Source organism: Bartonella sp. MR63HLJHH, assembly GCF_042194155.1.
Classification (GTDB): Bacteria; Pseudomonadota; Alphaproteobacteria; order Rhizobiales; family Rhizobiaceae; genus Bartonella; species Bartonella grahamii.
In genome coordinates this window covers 41286-59272 of sequence record NZ_JBHIMN010000005.1, presented here as the reverse complement: position 1 = coordinate 59272, position 17987 = coordinate 41286, and the positions used below count along the sequence as shown (strand labels likewise).

The following is a 17987-nucleotide window of genomic DNA, read 5'->3' as shown; positions in this document are numbered from 1 at the left end:
CCGTATGATATAAATTAAGAGGCTTTGTCCTCAATTTTTAGGGAGTTTATAGATGAGCAGGGTATTATCAATTGGAGTGGGATTGATTTTTGCGCTACTGCTGTCAGCAAATGGAGGCAATGCGCGCGATCAAATACAGATTACTGGTTCATCTACAGTTTTACCTTATCAAAAGATTGTTGCTGAGACATTTGGAGAAATTTATCCCCATTTTAAGGTTCCTGTTATCGAATCGGGTGGAACAGGAGCTGGTATTAAGGAATTCTGCCGTGGTATTGGGGAGAACACCGTTGATATTGTTAATGCTTCGCGAGCCATGAAACCGAGTGAATTACAGTCTTGTGTTGATGCTGGTGTAAAAGATGTTGAGGAAATACGTATTGGGTATGATGGTATTGTTTTTGCAACAGATATTAAAGGTCCTGATTGGAAATTAAAGCCAGTAGATGTTTATAAAGCTCTTGCTGCTCGAATTATTATAGATGGAAAGTTGCAACCGAATAATGTTTTGAAATGGAGTGCAGTTAATAGTGCTCTTCCTGATTGGACGATAGCAGCGTATATTCCTGGAGAGAAGCATGGGACGCGTGAAGTTTTTGAGGAAAAATTACTTACTGAGGGGTGTAAAGAGAGTGGGGCAGTTGAGGTGATGAAGTCTTTAGGAATGGATGATAAGGAGATACACACTGCTTGTATTGCGGTACGTAAGGATGGAAAAGCGGTTGATATTGATGGTGATTATTCTGAAACATTTGCGCGTCTAACTTCTAATAAAACAGGGGTTGGTATTTTTGGTTTGTCTTTTTATCAAAATAATGCTGATAGGCTAAAGGTTGCCGATATTAACGGTTTTGCGCCAACAGTTGAGACGATTTCTAGTGGACAATATCCAGTTTCTCGACCGCTTTTTTTCTATATTAAGAAAGCACATTTAGATATTGTTTCAGGTTTGCGAGAGTATGTTGACTTTTTTCTTTCTGATCAAATGATTGGTCCAGATGGTCCTTTGGCTGAATATGGTTTGATTGTTTCTCCTGAAAAGGAGCGTCAAGCACAGCGTTCTGATTTTTCTACTGGTCGAGTAATGACATTGAAATAATTTGCAGGGAATAATTGGTTGGATTTCTGGGATAGGAAATTTAGGTGCTATTTTTTATAAAAACTGAAAGATAAAATGCGCATTTCCTTCATTATTTTTCTATTATTGATTTTTGGATTTTGTGGCTTTTGTATTTCTTATATGCGAGCACGCATTCTTGAATACAAACAACATAAGATGCATTCTCGTGCGTATTATTATGGCTGGTGGACATTTTTGATTACTGTTATTCCAGCTTTTATTTTTTTAATTGTTTGGGATGCTGGGAGTACAATTTATTTAGAATATAATGCCTCTCGAGAGCTTGGGGCGTATAGTGCGCATGTAACAAAGTCTGTAAATCATGATCTACTTTGGGAGACACTTCGAAGTCTCGTCAAAATGATTCATCGCTTTGAGGGGAATCTTTCTACCGCTTCCTATAAGGAAGTGCAGGCACAGTTATTCGCGAAGGGATTGATTTTACCTAGTGAAGCATCGGATGATGTGTTCAAAATAGCACAGTCGTGGGTATTCTTTTCTGAAAAGCTTAAGTTTATAGGCTATGGTTTCCTTTTTATTATTGCGTCTTTGGGTTTTATCTGTGGAATGGTGCAAATTGCGCCTCATCAGCGTGCGCGCAATAAGGTTGAATCTTTTATTATTATTGGATTAATTTGTGCATCTATTGTTGCAGTCTTGACAACAATAGCCATTGCGCTTTCTATGCTTTTTCAGACAGTAAGCTTTTTTCAGTCTGTATCATTTTCAAATTTCTTTTTAGGAACAGTTTGGGATCCGCGTTTTTCCGCGAGCGGCTCAAGCGATGAAGTAGGACAATTTGGTTTAATACCGCTTCTTGCTGGTACGCTTTATATTGCATTTGTCGCCATGCTTTTTGCTGTACCTATAGGGCTATTTTCAGCTCTTTATATGGCTGAGTATGCTTCTGCGCGATTGCGAGCAATTGTAAAACCATTATTAGAAGTTCTTGCTGGCATTCCAACCATTGTTTATGGTTTTTTTGCTTTGAAGGTTGTAGGACCATTTTTACGTGATCTCTCTGTTTCTCTCTCAGATGGGGTTGGGTTTATTATGGCACAAAGTGTTTTGACCGCTGGAGTTGTGATGGGAATTATGTTGATACCTTTTGTTTCCTCTTTATCGGATGATGTTATTACGGCTGTTCCACGCATTTTACGTGAAGGTTCTTATGGTTTAGGCGCAACGCAATCTGAAACAATTAAAAAAGTTGTTATACCAGCAGCGCTTCCAGGGATTATGGGGGCCATTTTGTTAACGGCATCGCGTGCAATTGGAGAAACAATGATTGTGGTTTTGGCGGCAGGTGTTGCAGCAAACTTAACACTCAATCCTTTCGAAGCAATGACTACGATGACTGTTAAGATTGTTAATCAATTGACCGGTGATTTTGAGTTTAATTCTCCACAAACTCTGGTGGCTTTTGCCTTAGGGATGACGCTCTTTGTTATGACACTTTTGATGAATATTCTGGCTCTTTATATTGTGCGTAAATATCGGGAACAATATGAATGAATGAAGATTTTTTCCCTCGTCGCAATATTAGCCTCAAGCGTCGGTATTGGGCTGAACGTCGTTTTCGTGCCTATGGTTTGATTGCTATTTTTATTGGTTTGTTTTTTTTATTTACGCTTTTATGGTCTATCATTAGTCAGGGTTATACAGCTTTTTTTCAAAGTGAAATGACATTATTGATTTATTTGGATGAAAAGATCATTGATCCAAGTGGTCAACATAAAACAAAACCGCGAGTGCTCATGACGGCGAATTATCCACTTCTTGTACGCAATGCTTTAGCAAAGAAACTTAATATAGATCAAAATGACCGCGCCTCTCTTCGAGAAGTTAACCGTATGTTTTCAAATGGTGTCCGCGTTCAGTTGCGTGAAATGGTAACAAAGAATCCAAAACTGATTGGCACAATGCAAAAAGTTAAGGTTTTGGCATCTGCGGATATTGATTCTGCTTATAAGGGACAGATTGATCTGCGTGTAGCAGAAAAAAACCGTAAAGTTTCTAATCGACAAGTAGAATGGATAAAGCGTTTAGCGCATGATGGTACGCTTTATAAAACATTTAATATTGGTTTTTTTACATTTGGCGCTTCAAGTCGTCCTGAGACTGCGGGATTAGGTGTTGCGATTATTGGTTCTCTTTATATGATAGGCATCGTTTTATTAGTTTCACTTCCGATAGGCATAGCAACGGCTCTTTATTTGGAAGAATATGCACGCAAAAATAAATTTACAGATTTTATAGAGGTTAATATCAATAATCTTGCAGCTGTTCCTTCAATTGTGTTTGGTCTTTTAGGACTCTCGTTTTTTGTTAATTTTTTAGGATTACCACGTTCAGCCTCTTTTGTTGGTGGTCTTGTTTTAGCGCTCATGACTCTTCCCACGATTATTATTGCAACACGTTCTGCTCTGCGTGCAGTTCCTCTCTCTATTCGTGCAGCAGCTTTAGGACTGGGAGCATCAAAAACACAAATGATTTTTCATCATGTTGTTCCTTTAGCTGCGCCTGGTATTTTGACAGGCACAATTATTGGAGTCGCACAGGCTTTGGGTGAAACAGCGCCTTTGCTTCTGATTGGAATGGTTGCTTTTGTTGTTAATATTCCTACAACCCCCATGGATCCAGCAACGGCTTTGCCTGTTCAAATTTTTATGTGGGCGGGTGAAGCAGAGCGCGCTTTTGTTGAAAAGACGTCAGGTGCTATTATTGTATTAATGATTTTTCTTGCAATCATGAATATTTCTGCGGTTTGTTTACGTCGACGATTTGAACGCCGCCAGTAATTTTAATAAAATAACAGTTTTGATAAGATTTTTGTAAGGTGAATTTTTGCAATGAAGATTAAAATGCGAGGTCAGGATGTGAAGGTTTCTTATGGAGACAAAGAAGCACTCCACGGTATTACACTTGATATTCCTGAACATCAAGTAACAGCTTTGATTGGTCCATCAGGATGCGGAAAGTCGACTTTTTTGCGTTGTTTTAACCGTATGAATGATACGATTGAAGGCGCTAAAACAACCGGTCTTATTACTTTAGATGGGGAAAATATTTATGACCAGAGGATTGATGTTGTAGAATTGCGCGCTCGTGTTGGAATGGTTTTTCAAAAGCCTAGTCCTTTTCCAAAATCTATATTTGAAAATGTTGCGTATGGTCCACGCATTCATGGTTTAGTTAAAACGCGCTCTGAATTGCATGATATAGTTGAAAAGAGTTTGAGGCAGGCAGGTTTATTTGAAGAAGTAAAAGACCGTCTTCATGATCTTGGAACAAGTTTATCAGGGGGACAACAACAGCGTTTGTGTATTGCACGTGCTATTGCGGTTAGTCCTGAAGTTATTTTGATGGATGAGCCCTGTTCAGCTCTTGATCCCATTGCGACGGCACGGATTGAAGAGCTTATCGATGCATTACGGCAAAATTATACAATTGTTATCGTAACGCATTCCATGCAACAGGCTGCACGTGTTTCTCAATATACGGCTATGTTTCATTTAGGGCACTTGGTAGAAGTTGGTGCAACTGAAATGATCTTTACCTCACCAAAAGAGCAACGGACGCAAGATTATATTACGGGGCGTTTTGGATAGGTGAATTGAGGAGTGTAAGATATGTCTATGAACCATACTGTCCGTTCTTATGATGCAGAACTAAAATATTTAAAAGCAAGGATTACAGAAATGGGGAGCCATGCAGAAAGGATGATTGAACGTTCTGTCGCATCGGTTGTGTGTAGTGATCTTCAACTTGCAACGACAGTGATTGCCGATGATGTGTTTTTAGATGAAGCAGAACGTGACATTGATGAAAAAGCGGTTGCTATTATTTGCAAACGCCAACCGATGGCTGTTGATTTGCGTGAAATTATTGGAGCCATTCGTATTTCTTCTGATCTTGAGCGGATTGGGGATATGGCTAAAAACATTGCTAAAAGGACAGTTGCACTTTCAGAAATACGTCAATCTGCTTCTGTTTATCATGGGCTTGAAACAATTACAGCTTTAGCACTCAATCAATTAAAAGAAGTCTTAAATGCTTATACGAGTCGCCTATTAGAGCGTGTTGACGCTGTGCGTGAGCGTGATGAGAAGATTGATGCTTTGTATACTTCTCTTTTTCGTGAATTTTTGACATATATGATGGAAGATATGCGCAATATTACGGTTTGTACACACTTGCTGTTTTGTTTAAAGAATATTGAACGAATTGGTGATCATGTTACTAATATTGCTGAAATGCTGCATTATATCATAACGGGTTACCATATGTCTTCTGATCGTCCTCGCGATGACCTTACTTATAAAGTTGGGGTAGGTGAGAAGAAAATAGATTAAAATTTTTCTTATATGTATAAGATAAGTTTGTAGATACTATGAGTATTTTCTTACAGTGCGGCTATAGAAAGAATAAGATAGCCATATTATGGAAAAGTACAAAGAAGCAACAAAGAGTTTTTTCAGAGAAGCATGGCAGATTGCTAACTCTTGGTTTGACATATTTGTATATTGGATGATATCATCACTCGTATTATGGCCGGAGGGGAGTTTTCTTCTAGATCATTTTGTTAAAATTTTATGTTTTTATATTAAAGGGGATATCTGTATTATTTTTTTCAATATCGATGCAAAGAGTTTTGGTATCCAAATTTTTTTGGATGTAGAAGAAGTGGATAGTGTTGCTTTATTGTAATTGAAACGTGTGGGTTATTATGGCCTATATTGGACCATGAAGAATAACAATATTGATCTGTAAATTAAGAGTTTTTTATTTTTTATTTTGCATAGATATTTTTTTATTACCTCTTGTATTAAAATTTTACTGAGTGGTAACAATCGGCTATGTACTTTATTAAGAGATACATTTAAAGCTCATTTCAAAATTTGAATAGCTCAGAGATTATAGGAATGTGTTGCATAAGATGAAAAAAAATCGTTGGAATGTTTTTGTTACCTGTTGTGTAGCGCCGTTAGTTGTTGTGGGGTGTGCTTCAAATCGTTTAGATACTGGAAAAGTAAATAATAATAAGACAAAAACAGTTACGTATCCATTGACAGAGCGTCAATGTCTTATGCGAGCGATGTATTTTGAATCAAATCGCACAAGCCGTGAAGGAATGATTGCCGTTGGGACGGTTGTTATGAATCGTGTTAATTCAACCGCCTATCCTAAGACGATTTGTGGTGTTGTTGGTCAATATAAGCAGTTTGCTCCTGGTGTTTTAACGCGTCCTATGACGGAGAAAGCATCTGTTGCTCGTGTAAGAGAGGCGGCTGATGCTGTTTTACGGGGTGAACGAGATAAGAAAGTTAAACACGCTAAGTTTTTTCATACCGCTGGTTTGTCTTTTCCGTATAAAAACATGCATTATGTTCAGGTTGCAGGGGGAAATGCTTTTTATGAAAAACGATCACGTGATGGGGAACTTCAAGTTCCTACAAATAATCGCCCTTATGATGTTGCTTATGCTTTTGCTCAAGAACGTTCTGGTCATGCGCCAAGCTTTATAGATGAAGGCACAGAAAGTAGGGGAGTAAAGGTAGAGAAAAGTGCATCTCCTTCGATAGAAGTCGCACAGTCCAAAACGGCACATCCTGCGCATTTTGCTATGGTACAGCTTGATAAAGTTCCTATTCCTGCCTATGCACCTCAACATCTAGCTAGGAAAGAGGAAAATAAAACGATTATGACTTTGCCTTCATCAGATCAGTTAAATGCAATTGTTGCAATGTTAGAAAAACGACACAGAAACTGGTAAGTTTTCACGACAAAAGAAGGGTTATACGCCCATTGCGGTTTATGAATTAAGTGATCCTTTAGCGATAATGACACGCATCAATATACGTAGAGAAAGTAAACTCAAAGGATCTAAAAAACAATTTATAATATGACGACGTAAAGAACGCATTTTATTTAAAGAAGGGTATTGGTAATGTACTTTGATATTCATGAGACAATTTCGCCTGAAATGCTTAATCGTCTTGCAGAAATTACAGTAAAAGTGGGGTTGAATTTACAAGAGGGGCAAGATCTTGTTTTGACTGCTCCAGTTTCAGCATTACCTTTTGTTCGGCGTATTGCATATCATGCTTATAAGGTTGGTGCTGGTGTCATTACACCAATTTTTAGTGATGATATGTTATCGATTACACGTTTTGAAAATGCCCATACAGCTAGTTTTGATTGTGCCCCTTCTTGGCTTTATGAGGGAATGGCAAAGGCTTTTGAAAATGGGGCAGCGCGTTTAGCAATTGTTGGTGATAATCCTTTGCTCCTTTCCAATCAAGATTTTGATAAGGTTGCGCGTTTGAATAAGGCGACTTCACTAGCTTACCAGCCTGCTCTCAAAAAAATATCGAATTTTTCTATAAATTGGTCAATTGTTGCTTATCCAACAGCAGGATGGGCTGAGGCAATGTTTCCTTCTTTACCACTGAATGAGGCGATTAAAAAATTAGCCGATGCAATTTTTTCTGCTTCACGTGTTACAGAAGAAGATCCAGTACATGCGTGGGGTGTCCATAACGAGAATTTAAAGAAACGATCATCTTGGCTTAATGAGCAGCGTTTCTCTGCCTTACACTTTACAGGGCCAGGGACTGATTTAACTGTTGGTTTGGCAGATGATCATGAATGGCATGGTGGTGCATCCGTTGCTCAAAATGGTGTTATTTGCAATCCGAATATTCCGACAGAAGAAGTTTTCACGACTCCTCATGCTCATAAGGTTGAAGGTTTTGTTCGTTCGACGAAACCACTTTCCTATCAAGGAACACTGGTTGATAATATTGAAGTACGTTTTGAAGCAGGGCGTATTGTTGAGTCTCGTGCATCAACGGGTCAGGAAGTTTTGCAACAGGTTTTGCAAAGTGATGAGGGTGCAAGCCGATTGGGCGAAGTTGCTCTTGTGCCCCATTCTTCACCAATTTCTAAGAGTGACCTCCTTTTTTATAATACCTTATTTGATGAAAATGCTGCATGTCATATTGCTTTAGGGCAATGTTATTCCAAATGCTTTTTAGATGGGGCATCATTGACGTCAGAAGAGATTGCAGCACGTGGTGGTAATAAAAGTGTCATTCATATTGACTGGATGATTGGTTCTGGCGAAATTGATATAGATGGCATTACCCAAGATGGTGTAAGAGTTCCTGTATTTCGTAAGGGTGAATGGGCTTAATCCTGTTATGCCGCATTCGATGTGGAGTGGGATGTAAGCCTCATTGATACGTTAAGTATTTTAGAGTGTTTGGTGAATATTCAAGGCAGGGCTTGGCTATAAAGCCTTTAGTTAAGTGACTCATATGAGTAGGACGCCAAGAGAAATCCACTCATCAAAAATTTGTTTCTTATAGAGCAGATGTAGAGGAAACCTTCGTTCTTTGAGGGGGGAAAAGAAGTCAATTTATTGGTGATACAATTGGAAAGTGTATAATTATTAAAGAAGAGAGATGCCTGAACTTCCTGAAGTAGAGACAGTTCGTCGTGGACTTGAGCCTGTTGTAACTGATGCAAAGATAGTATCTGTCAGACTTAATCGTAGAGATTTGCGCTTTCCTTTTCCTGAGGCTTTTTCTGAGCGCCTTATTGGCAGAACAATTATAGAACTTGGTCGGCGTGCGAAATATTTATTATTTCATCTTTCTCAGGATGAAACGATTTTAAGCCATTTAGGAATGTCTGGTTCATGGCGTATAGAGAATGATCTTTTAAGAACAGTTTTTTCAACGACAAGTAAATTAGTTAAGCATGATCATTTTGTCATGGATATTCAAACAAGGGATGGTGAAGTTTATCATCTTATTTATAATGATGTGCGTCGCTTTGGATTTATGCTTTTAGTCAATACGGACAAGCTTTATGAATATCCACTTTTAAATAAGCTAGGGCTTGAACCTATGAGTAATTCGTTTTCTGGTCGTTATTTACAAAAGGCTTTTGTTAATAAAAAAATGTCTCTCAAGAGCGTTTTACTTGATCAGTCTATTGTTGCAGGTCTTGGGAATATTTATGTTTGTGAAGCACTTTGGCGGAGTCGTTTGTCGCCACAACGTGGTGCATTTACATTGGCATCAAAAACGGCACGTGCATGTGAATTTGCAGATTCTTTAGCACAAAATATACGCAATGTGATTTCTGAAGCCATTTTGTCTGGTGGCTCTTCTTTACGTGATTATATGCATATAGATGGTTCACTTGGTTATTTTCAACATGCTTTTTCAGTTTATGGACGAGAAGGTAAGCAATGTTTGGAATGTGGAACGCCTATTGTGCGTATTTTACAGGCTGGACGTTCAAGTTTTTACTGCTCACAATGCCAAAAATGAATAAGGTGTCTTGCAAAATCTTACAAGAGGCTTAAAGTCGTCGTATCTATAATATAATTACACAAGGCTTGAGAGGTTTTTTTATGCTGAATAAAGTACTAACACATCTTGATGGAAATATAGAAAAGAGCCTTGAACGCCTTTTTTCTCTTTTACGTTTTCAATCGATTTCTACAGACTCGGCTTACAAGGATGCATGTCGTAAAGCAGCTGATTGGTTAGTAGAGGATTTAAAAAGCATCGGTTTTGAGGCTTCACGTCGTGATACACCGGGTCATCCAATGGTTGTTGGGCATCATCCAGGACCTTCGGATGATTGTTTGCATGTGTTGTTTTACGGACATTATGATGTTCAACCTGTTGATCCTTTGAGTTTATGGGAGGATGATCCATTTACACCTTCTTTAAAAGAGAGAGATGGAGAGAAAGTTATTTGTGCTCGTGGAGCTTCAGATGACAAAGGTCAGTTGATGACTTTTATTGAAGCATGTCGTGCATTTAAGAAAGAAACAGGGCAGCTTCCTGTTAAAGTTACTATTTTATGTGAAGGTGAGGAAGAATGTGCTTCTCCTTCCCTTATTCCTTTTTTAAAAGAAAATAAAGATGAACTTAAGGCAGATTATGCATTGGTTTGTGACACGTCAATGTGGGATGCGGATACACCATCTATTGCTCTTTCTCTTCGGGGAATTATGGCAGAAGAGATTATTATTACAGCAGCGAATCGTGATTTGCATTCTGGTTATTTTGGAGGAGTAGCAGCTAATCCCATTCGTATTTTAACGAAAATCTTAGCAGGACTTCACGATGAAAATAATAGGGTAACACTTCTTGGTTTTTATGATGGCGTAGAAGAAACACCTCCACAGATTTTGCAGTTATGGAATGAACTTAATTGTACTGCTGAAAATTTTCTTGGTCCTATAGGGCTTTCTATTCCTGTTGGTGAAAAAGGGCGGAGCATTTTAGAGCTTGTATGGGCACGTCCTACCATGGAAATTAATGGTATTAGTGGCGGCTATGAAGGGGAGGGGATGAAAACGGTTATTGCTTCTCAAGCGAGTGCAAAAGTATCGTGTCGTTTGGTGCATAAGCAAGATCCAGAGAAAATACGCCAAGCGTTGCGTGATTATGTACGTAGCTCAATTCCTGCTGATTGTAAGGTTGAATTTAAGAATCACGGTTCTTCTCCTGCACTTCAGATTTCTGATGATTCATCTTTTATCAAGGAGGCGAAGGATGCCTTATCACAAGAGTGGGAAGTGCCTGCTGTCTTGACAGCCATGGGGGGCTCGATCCCAATTGTAGCAGATTTTCGGTCAATTCTTGGTATGGAGACTCTTTTGGTTGGTTTTGGACTGGCTGATGACCGTATTCATTCTCCTAATGAAAAGTATAATTTAAAATCGTTTCATAAGGGGCAGCGGTCTTGGGCGCGTATTCTTGCAGCTTTAGCAAGTAGGAGGGTAAATGGCTGAGATTCGTGTTCATCAAGGTGATTTACCAAACTTAGACAATTATAAAACTGATGCCATTGCGATTGATACCGAAACTTTAGGGTTACAACCACATCGTGATCGTTTATGTGTTGTTCAGCTTTCTTCTGGAGATGGTACTGCTGACGTTATACAGATTGCTAAAGGACAAAAGAGTGCACCTAATTTGGTCAAGCTTCTTGGAGATAACGCAGTTATCAAAATATTCCATTTTGGGCGTTTTGATCTTGCGATTTTAGCGCATACATTTGGTGTTATGCCAGAAGCTATTTTTTGTACAAAGATCGCTTCTAAACTCACGCGTACTTATACGGATCGTCATGGCTTGAAAGAAATTTGTAATGAATTGCTAAATGTGAATATTTCTAAACAGCAACAATCTTCGGATTGGGCGGCAGAAACGTTATCACAGGCACAAATTGAATATGCTGCGTCGGATGTGTTATATTTGCATCGTTTAAAAGTTATATTTGAAGAACGTTTAAGACGTGAAGAGCGAGAAAGTGTTGCCAAGGCGTGTTTTCAATTTTTGCCTATGAGAGCTAAGCTTGACCTTTTAGGATGGGCGGAAGTGGATATTTTTGCGCATAGCTAACTTTAAAATTGGTTTTTAAAAGGAGTTAATTATTGATGTGAGAGGACAAAATGCTTGTACATTATGGGCATTTTATCCTCTCCTCTTTTCTGATAAGAGTTATAATAAATTCTTAAGTACTATTTCATTTGAAGTTTAGGTAATCAAAGTATTTTTGCGAATTCATATTTTTTATTTTTGTAACAGGTTTTATTTGAAAAAAGAAATTTTGAGGAGAGTCTGGAAACATATGGTAGGTTGGAAGACTTAAATCTCTGAAACCGGTATACAGCCTAATTGGGGGAGAATATGAAGGCGTAAATATAAAAACCAAATCTCATTTTTACCATCATTTTTAATTCTGCTTTACGACTTTCAAAAGTATCTAAAGCAATGTCTGTTAAATAATAGAGATTACGCATTGCCTCACGCTTTTGTTTCTCACGTTTTTAATGGATTTACGTTCTTCATGTAAAACAGAACGCCTTAAACGGAATATATTTGTGTTGCTAATTCATGTGCTTTTTTTTAAAGAAACCGGCACCCAAGCCCATGTCACGGCGGCGCTTATGAGTGGTATAACAATAAAGCCCCCAAATATGGTATAAAATTTGTTGAACACTCCCATCTTTACGCTTATGGAGTAACAAGCCATAGCATTACACAATTTGCCAACTCCCAATGTTGTGTAGTCCTTAGCACTTGAGACGGTTCATAGAGGCATTTTTAGTCTTTTTTATCCACACAGCTCTCCTCACTTGTAACATGCAATCAAATGGTTTTGATGGATTCAACATGAAAAAGATTTGGAATGAGAGAATCTTAAGGTATTCAGGGTTTTTATTCAATATGAATAACGCTAAACTATCATTATAAATCAATATATTATATGATTAATCTATACAGATAACCACGATTGTACTGAACAATGCAAAGAGCAACTCCTAGAAAAGTGTGCTAGAAACAAGTGAGCAAGAGCGCTTTTTACTAAGTCAAAATGTTGCAATAGCTTTTGCATTTAAACAGATTCGTGAGAATCCACTTTTTTCAAGAGTTTTATCCATATACAAACTTCATTTATGATGTGGAAGCGAATAAATTTGCTTCATGTATAATGAACAAGTTTGGAATGAGAGAATATTCTGATATTCGAGGGGCTCATTTTGTGTGAGGAAATATAAATTATATATATAAATCAATATGTTTATGTGAGGCTCGTATAGTTTATTATTTTCAGACGATACTTCGTGCCTTTAATTTATTACTCAATAAGTGATTTCTATGTTGGTAGAGCAGGGCAATTTGCTTTTATTTTAAAATCAAAAGGGCTCCAAAGCTTTATTTGTAAGGATTTTCACTTTTTATCTATAAACATATTATTTTTCTCTAGAAATTTGCAATGAAGGCACTAGGTAAAATCCATTATGTATATTTGATGAGGTTAATTTATGAACATAAAATATTTTATTACAGCTTTTGCTACTTTTGCTTCAATCTCTATCGCTCAGGGTGCGAGTTTTTTAGCGTCTCAAAACCTTATACAGAGAGCATCTTCGGCTGTTCCTCCAATAGGTCTTTTTTCTGGTGAACAGCTTCGCAAGGTCTTATCTGAAGTTTTTCAAATAGAACTTTCTTGCACAAATAACAGTGAATGCATAACAGCAGCTAAGTTAGTACCTGTGTCACATTCTGGTAAAAAAAGAGGATATAATCCTAAAAAAGGACTAGAGAAAAGAGGACGGCCAAACCTATTTACACGAAGTCCAATGAGCTTTTAAAAAGTGAGAAAACAACATTGAGAGGTGTAACGTATGCTCAAAAAATGAAGAAAAGAGATATTATCACTTGAAAACAGGGGGGAACTATTTGTTTAAAGGGTGTTATGATTGTGCACGATGAGAATGAAGAGGACTGTTTGGAAAGGATATGAGCAGGAAGATTTCAGTGAAAGAATAATACTGTATAATGGCAATCAGTCATTACAAAATTCATGGGTTTAGATGAATATAACCTAGAGATTTGGGGTTATTTTGTTATGCCGTAAATATCATCATTTTAAGTGTAGATTATATAAGGCATGTAAAACGTCTTGATAAGTGTTTTTAGAGTATGGGGTGGGATTAGTGAAGGACTTGTCTATAGAACCTTTGGTTAATGATACATGAATGGGAAGCTAAATGAAATCCACTCGACAAAAATCTGGACTATTTGCAGACAGGGTCTGATAGAGCGCTTTGTCCAAATCGAGGAGAAAACCAAGTATTTATTTTAATGTTAAACTTTTGATCTTAGTGTGTTTCAAAGAATAAAACGCCATTGCGTTGCATACTTACGTGCGCTTGTTTTAAAGAAACATTTTTCAATGCTCCCAAGCCCATTTCGCGACGCTATCTATGAAGGGTATAATGGTAAACCCATTGAGTACTACCATCTTTATACTTATGAAGGGGGCAAGACGGCATTCATCACACACTTTGCTAGCTCTCAATGCTGTGACAGCCTCTGGTATGTGAGACGATTCATAAGAGGCATTTTTAGTCCTTATCTTGTACAGTTTTTATCCACACGGCTTTTCCTGCTTGTAACATGCAATCAAATGGTTTTGAGTGATTGCAACATGCTACCAGTTTGGAATGAGAGAATCTTACGATATTCGGGTTTCTTATTCAATATGCGAAATGATGAATTATGTTTATAATCAATCTATTGTTCGACTACAGAATTTATAAAATATTTTTTATTTGTCTATGATGCAATATCAGATATTTTTTCTGCCAAATTGTTTGCTCAATTAATGACTTTCAAAGCAAAGTTTGGTGTGAACACTTTAAGAAAGATCTCTCATCTTTTTTGCTTTAGGGAGAGTTTTAATATAGATGTCAGCATTTATCATACCAGTTGCCTGTCTTGAGGCATTTTTTACAGTTTCGTTTATAAAAGAGTATGAAATAGATAGCCTACAAATAAGATGAAACTCTGAAAAAGACTTTCTATGAGGTTGAGATAAGCAAAAAATGGTAAATATTTAAAAACAATAAATGCCTAAAGTAAAAAAAGAGCAGGCAAGTTGCATGTGATCTTGTTTCAATTCCTGGATTATTGGAAGTCTTGTTTATGTGCGATACAAGTTTATTTGTAATATAAGCATCCTTTTTATGAAAAAAACAAATACATAGACTTCACATTTTGTCATGCTAAGGATGAAGGTAAAAACATTATTTGTATAAATTTAAATAGAACGATTGCATTTGACTGTTCTTGATATTGAAAACATTCATAAGTGACATTTTTAGTTTTTTAACGGTTTCACATACTTGCTCGTTTGTAATGTATAGAGGGATGATTTTTGTTGCTTGAATATACAATGGTTTAAGATGAGAGCATTTGAATTTAATATAAAAGGATAATTTTTCATTAGACAAGAGCACATGCTTTCCACGGCGAGAACGCAGATATTTTTGAAAAATTTATAAAGAAGAGCAAATGTGACAAGAGAAAATCATTTGTGCATTGGCATAGTTCAATTCTTATTTATTAAGAGATCAAGCAATTCAGGATGCTTTCATTGGCTTTTTGTTTTTTTTATGAGTGTATCATTTTTGCTACAGATATCTGAAGTTTGGGCTCTATATGAAATGATGTGTTCAAATAAATATTCAGCTATGGAGAGAAAATATGAATATGAAATGGTTAATAACAGCTTCTGCTTTCGCTTTTGTTTCAGTTTCAGCGGCGCAAGCAGCAGATGTTATTGTTCCCCCAAGTCCAACACCTGTTGCTCCCGTTATTGTTGCTCCAACTTTTTCTTGGACAGGTTTCTACCTTGGTGGGCAACTTGGTGGTTTTTCGGGTAAAACGAAAATGGATATTCTCAGTAACGGAAAAAAGATTCCAGCGCCTGATGACCTTTTGCCTAAACTATCTGGTTTCATGGGTGGTCTTTACGCAGGTTCCAACGTTGATCTCGGCAATGGCCTTATTCTAGGTGTTGATACAGATATCATGTGGTCTAATAAAGATGACACGAAGACAGGAAACACATATGTTATTCTTCCAAATCACATAAATTATATTAAGAAGATATTAACAGAATCTGGAATTAGTATTGGTAAAGATGCGCTTGAAGCTGGTGCTAAACGGACCCACAGTTTCACTTTTAAAGAAAAGTGGGCTGGTGCGACACGTGTACGTATTGGTTTTGCAGCTGAACGCATTATGCCTTATGTTGCTGGTGGTATTGCTTATACACAGCTTCAAGATACTGCATCGATTTCAATAACAGGCAAAGATTCAGATAAAGTAATAGCTTCTGGTACCTTGTCTGATGAAACAAAGACCCTTGTTGGTTACACTCTGGGTGCTGGTGTTGATTTAGCAATGACCAATAACGTTATTGTCCGTGCGGAATATCGTTACTCTGATTTTGGTAAAAAGAAATTCTCAAATGATAAATATGAGACATCTTACAAAACCAATGATTTCCGTGTTGGTGTTGCTTACAAATTTTAACAGATGATAAGTTAAATAACAGAGGCGCTGTCTTTGACAGCGCCTCTGTTATTCTCTGTTGCTATATTATCACACAATACATAATTTATTGTGGATGTGGAAAGATGTTATTCAGATTTTCTTAAAAAAATTCATAAACAATAAACAATAATTACATTTTAAAATCAATAAGTTATTTATATATATCTTTAGGTTTTTCGTGCAAAACGAAGCTATAAAGTGATTTTGTCTTGGATGTGCCCTCCATTTTCTGTGACTGTATCATTTTTACTACAGCTTTTCTTTCTGTAATCTTGTAGCACTGTGCTCATAAATAAATTAGGAGCAAAGTTTATGAATATAAAATCTTTAGTAACAACTTCTGTTATCGCTATAGCAGCAGCTTCTGCAGCACAAGCTGCTGATGTTATCATCCCTCGTGAAACAGCCCCAGCAGTCATCGCAGCCCCTTCATTTTCTTGGACAGGCTTTTATATCGGTGGTCAAGTTGGTAACTTTTCAGGTAAAGTTGATGTAGTTGATTCAGAAACAAAAAAGAAAATTACAGATAAAGACTGGACACCTAAGCCTTCCGGTTTCATGGGTGGTATTTATGTAGGTTCCAACGTAGATCTTGGTAATGGTCTCATTCTAGGTGTTGAAACCGATGCAGTCTGGGCAGATCGCGAAGATTCAAAAGCGCATTCAGCAGTTATTGGAGCAACTGGCCTTGACGATTTCAAAGATGAGCTTACAGCTGCTGAAGCTACACCTGCTACAGGAAAAACTATTGCTGGTATCGCGGCGACTGACAAACGCGTGACTAGCACCTCTATAAAAGAAAAGTGGTCTGGTGCTACACGCGTTCGCATTGGTTTTGCAGCAGTTGACCGCATTTTGCCTTATTTCGCTGGTGGTATTGCTTATACGCAGCTGCAAGTGGTTAATTCTCTTAAGGCGGAAGAAGCTGGTGGTGCCGAAATTGCTTCTGCTAAATTGTTTGATCAATCAAAAACAATGGTTGGTTTCACTGTAGGTGGTGGTGTTGACTTTGCAATGACAGACAATGTTCTGTTGCGTGCAGAATACCGTTACTCAGATTTTGGTAAAAAAGCATTTGTAAAGGATGGGGATAAATTCGCTTACAAAACCAATGATTTCCGTGTTGGTGTTGCATACAAATTCTAATTTCGTAAAAAACGAAATAAACTTCCAAGAGGCTCTGTCAAAGACAGAGCCTCTATTATTTTCTGTTGTTATATTATTACTCACTCCATATTTATTGGAGATATAAAAATATTTTCATAAATGACAGACAAGAATTACATTCAAAATCGATAAATTAACTTACGAATTCTCGTACGGAGTGAAGTTAATAGCGTTGTAAAGTCATGCAGCGATTTTGTTTTGAGTGCATCCTCCATTTTCTGTGACTGTATCATTTTTACTACAGCTTTTCTTTCTGTAATCTTGTAGCACTGTGCTCATAAATAAATTAGGAGCAAAGTTTATGAATATAAAATCTTTAGTAACAACTTCTGTTATCGCTATAGCAGCAGCTTCTGCAGCACAAGCTGCTGATGTTATCATCCCTCATGAAACAGCCCCAGCAGTCATCGCAGCCCCTTCATTTTCTTGGACAGGCTTTTATATCGGTGGTCAGATTGGTGGTTTTTCAAGTAAAATTGACTTAAAAGATAAAGATACTTCAGTTTTTAAAGACTTATCACCTAAGCTTTCAGGTTTGATTGGCGGTTTTTATGCAGGATCTAACTTTGATCTTGGAAATGGCATTATACTAGGTGTTGAAACAGATATGATCTGGTCTGGCAAAAAGGATGTGCGAGTAGCTTCTGAAACTGTAACTCCTCCAGCTAGTGGAACTGAAACTCCTCCAGCTAGTGGAACTGAAACTCCTCCAGCTAGTGGAACTGAAACTCCTCCAGCTAGTGGAACTGAAACTC

13 protein-coding genes and 2 pseudogenes are annotated in these 17987 nt (G+C 37.4%); 14 read left to right on the top strand and 1 reads right to left on the bottom strand.

The genetic code is table 11. The features are described from left to right. Positions 1-52: 52 nt before the first annotated feature. The 10 genes from ACFIKQ_RS04490 (at position 53) to ACFIKQ_RS04445 (ending at position 11556) form a co-directional block, all read left to right on the top strand. The gene (locus ACFIKQ_RS04490; protein WP_375635972.1) at positions 53-1099 is read left to right on the top strand and encodes a PstS family phosphate ABC transporter substrate-binding protein; all 1047 of its coding nucleotides are present in this window, start codon (positions 53-55) and stop codon (positions 1097-1099) included. A 75-nt stretch (positions 1100-1174) separates the two neighbouring features. Continuing rightward, on the top strand, positions 1175-2635 hold the full coding sequence (gene pstC, locus ACFIKQ_RS04485; RefSeq protein ID WP_375635971.1) for a phosphate ABC transporter permease subunit PstC: 1461 nt from the start codon (positions 1175-1177) through the stop codon (positions 2633-2635). Next, entirely contained in the window at positions 2632-3921 is a 1290-nt protein-coding gene (gene pstA / locus ACFIKQ_RS04480; RefSeq protein ID WP_375635970.1) for a phosphate ABC transporter permease PstA, read from the top strand. The genes pstC and pstA overlap by 4 nt, the downstream gene beginning before the upstream one ends. Before the next feature lie 51 nt (positions 3922-3972). Further along, positions 3973-4731 carry a phosphate ABC transporter ATP-binding protein PstB gene (gene pstB, locus ACFIKQ_RS04475; protein WP_273787813.1) on the top strand — a complete coding sequence of 253 codons (759 nt, stop codon included), beginning with the start codon at positions 3973-3975 and terminating at the stop codon, positions 4729-4731. A 21-nt stretch (positions 4732-4752) separates the two neighbouring features. Continuing rightward, positions 4753-5475, top strand: a complete 723-nt coding sequence (gene phoU, locus ACFIKQ_RS04470) for a phosphate signaling complex protein PhoU (protein WP_375635969.1) — start codon at positions 4753-4755, stop codon at positions 5473-5475. Between the two features lie 584 nt (positions 5476-6059). Then, positions 6060-6896, top strand: coding sequence for a cell wall hydrolase (locus ACFIKQ_RS04465; protein ID WP_375635967.1), 837 nt, complete (start codon positions 6060-6062; stop codon positions 6894-6896). A 174-nt stretch (positions 6897-7070) separates the two neighbouring features. Next, entirely contained in the window at positions 7071-8318 is a 1248-nt protein-coding gene (locus ACFIKQ_RS04460; protein ID WP_375635966.1) for an aminopeptidase, read from the top strand. 271 nt (positions 8319-8589) lie between these two features. Next, positions 8590-9465, top strand: a complete 876-nt coding sequence (gene mutM, locus ACFIKQ_RS04455) for a bifunctional DNA-formamidopyrimidine glycosylase/DNA-(apurinic or apyrimidinic site) lyase (protein ID WP_375635965.1) — start codon at positions 8590-8592, stop codon at positions 9463-9465. A gap of 83 nt (positions 9466-9548) precedes the next feature. Beyond that, positions 9549-10943 carry a M20/M25/M40 family metallo-hydrolase gene (locus ACFIKQ_RS04450; RefSeq protein WP_375656049.1) on the top strand — a complete coding sequence of 465 codons (1395 nt, stop codon included), beginning with the start codon at positions 9549-9551 and terminating at the stop codon, positions 10941-10943. Beyond that, positions 10936-11556, top strand: coding sequence for a ribonuclease D (locus ACFIKQ_RS04445; RefSeq protein WP_375644623.1), 621 nt, complete (start codon positions 10936-10938; stop codon positions 11554-11556). The genes ACFIKQ_RS04450 and ACFIKQ_RS04445 overlap by 8 nt, the downstream gene beginning before the upstream one ends. Before the next feature lie 249 nt (positions 11557-11805). Here ACFIKQ_RS04445 and ACFIKQ_RS04440 read toward each other — a convergent pair. Then, positions 11806-12251: pseudogene (locus ACFIKQ_RS04440) on the bottom strand (integrase); the annotation flags it as partial. Positions 12252-12983: 732 nt separating this feature from the next. Here ACFIKQ_RS04440 and ACFIKQ_RS04435 point away from each other — a divergent pair. The 4 genes and pseudogenes from ACFIKQ_RS04435 to ACFIKQ_RS04420 form a co-directional block, all read left to right on the top strand. After that, the gene (locus tag ACFIKQ_RS04435) at positions 12984-13313 is read left to right on the top strand and encodes a hypothetical protein (RefSeq protein ID WP_375644622.1); all 330 of its coding nucleotides are present in this window, start codon (positions 12984-12986) and stop codon (positions 13311-13313) included. Positions 13314-15210: 1897 nt separating this feature from the next. Beyond that, entirely contained in the window at positions 15211-16044 is an 834-nt protein-coding gene (locus tag ACFIKQ_RS04430) for an outer membrane protein (RefSeq protein ID WP_375652650.1), read from the top strand. Between the two features lie 333 nt (positions 16045-16377). Beyond that, positions 16378-17211 carry a porin gene (locus ACFIKQ_RS04425; RefSeq protein WP_375652651.1) on the top strand — a complete coding sequence of 278 codons (834 nt, stop codon included), beginning with the start codon at positions 16378-16380 and terminating at the stop codon, positions 17209-17211. A gap of 322 nt (positions 17212-17533) precedes the next feature. After that, positions 17534-17987: pseudogene (locus tag ACFIKQ_RS04420) on the top strand (hemin-binding protein E); the annotation flags it as partial.

What these genes read in the sequence shown, in the direction of transcription:
- ACFIKQ_RS04490 (WP_375635972.1), top strand. Translation starts at nt 53, where the DNA reads ATGAGCAGGGTATTATCAATTGGAGTGGGATTGATTTTTGCGCTACTG.
- pstC (WP_375635971.1), top strand. Translation starts at nt 1,175, where the DNA reads ATGCGCATTTCCTTCATTATTTTTCTATTATTGATTTTTGGATTTTGT.
- pstA (WP_375635970.1), top strand. Translation starts at nt 2,632, where the DNA reads ATGAATGAAGATTTTTTCCCTCGTCGCAATATTAGCCTCAAGCGTCGG.
- pstB (WP_273787813.1), top strand. Translation starts at nt 3,973, where the DNA reads ATGAAGATTAAAATGCGAGGTCAGGATGTGAAGGTTTCTTATGGAGAC.
- phoU (WP_375635969.1), top strand. Translation starts at nt 4,753, where the DNA reads ATGTCTATGAACCATACTGTCCGTTCTTATGATGCAGAACTAAAATAT.
- ACFIKQ_RS04465 (WP_375635967.1), top strand. Translation starts at nt 6,060, where the DNA reads ATGAAAAAAAATCGTTGGAATGTTTTTGTTACCTGTTGTGTAGCGCCG.
- ACFIKQ_RS04460 (WP_375635966.1), top strand. Translation starts at nt 7,071, where the DNA reads ATGTACTTTGATATTCATGAGACAATTTCGCCTGAAATGCTTAATCGT.
- mutM (WP_375635965.1), top strand. Translation starts at nt 8,590, where the DNA reads ATGCCTGAACTTCCTGAAGTAGAGACAGTTCGTCGTGGACTTGAGCCT.
- ACFIKQ_RS04450 (WP_375656049.1), top strand. Translation starts at nt 9,549, where the DNA reads ATGCTGAATAAAGTACTAACACATCTTGATGGAAATATAGAAAAGAGC.
- ACFIKQ_RS04445 (WP_375644623.1), top strand. Translation starts at nt 10,936, where the DNA reads ATGGCTGAGATTCGTGTTCATCAAGGTGATTTACCAAACTTAGACAAT.
- ACFIKQ_RS04435 (WP_375644622.1), top strand. Translation starts at nt 12,984, where the DNA reads ATGAACATAAAATATTTTATTACAGCTTTTGCTACTTTTGCTTCAATC.
- ACFIKQ_RS04430 (WP_375652650.1), top strand. Translation starts at nt 15,211, where the DNA reads ATGAATATGAAATGGTTAATAACAGCTTCTGCTTTCGCTTTTGTTTCA.
- ACFIKQ_RS04425 (WP_375652651.1), top strand. Translation starts at nt 16,378, where the DNA reads ATGAATATAAAATCTTTAGTAACAACTTCTGTTATCGCTATAGCAGCA.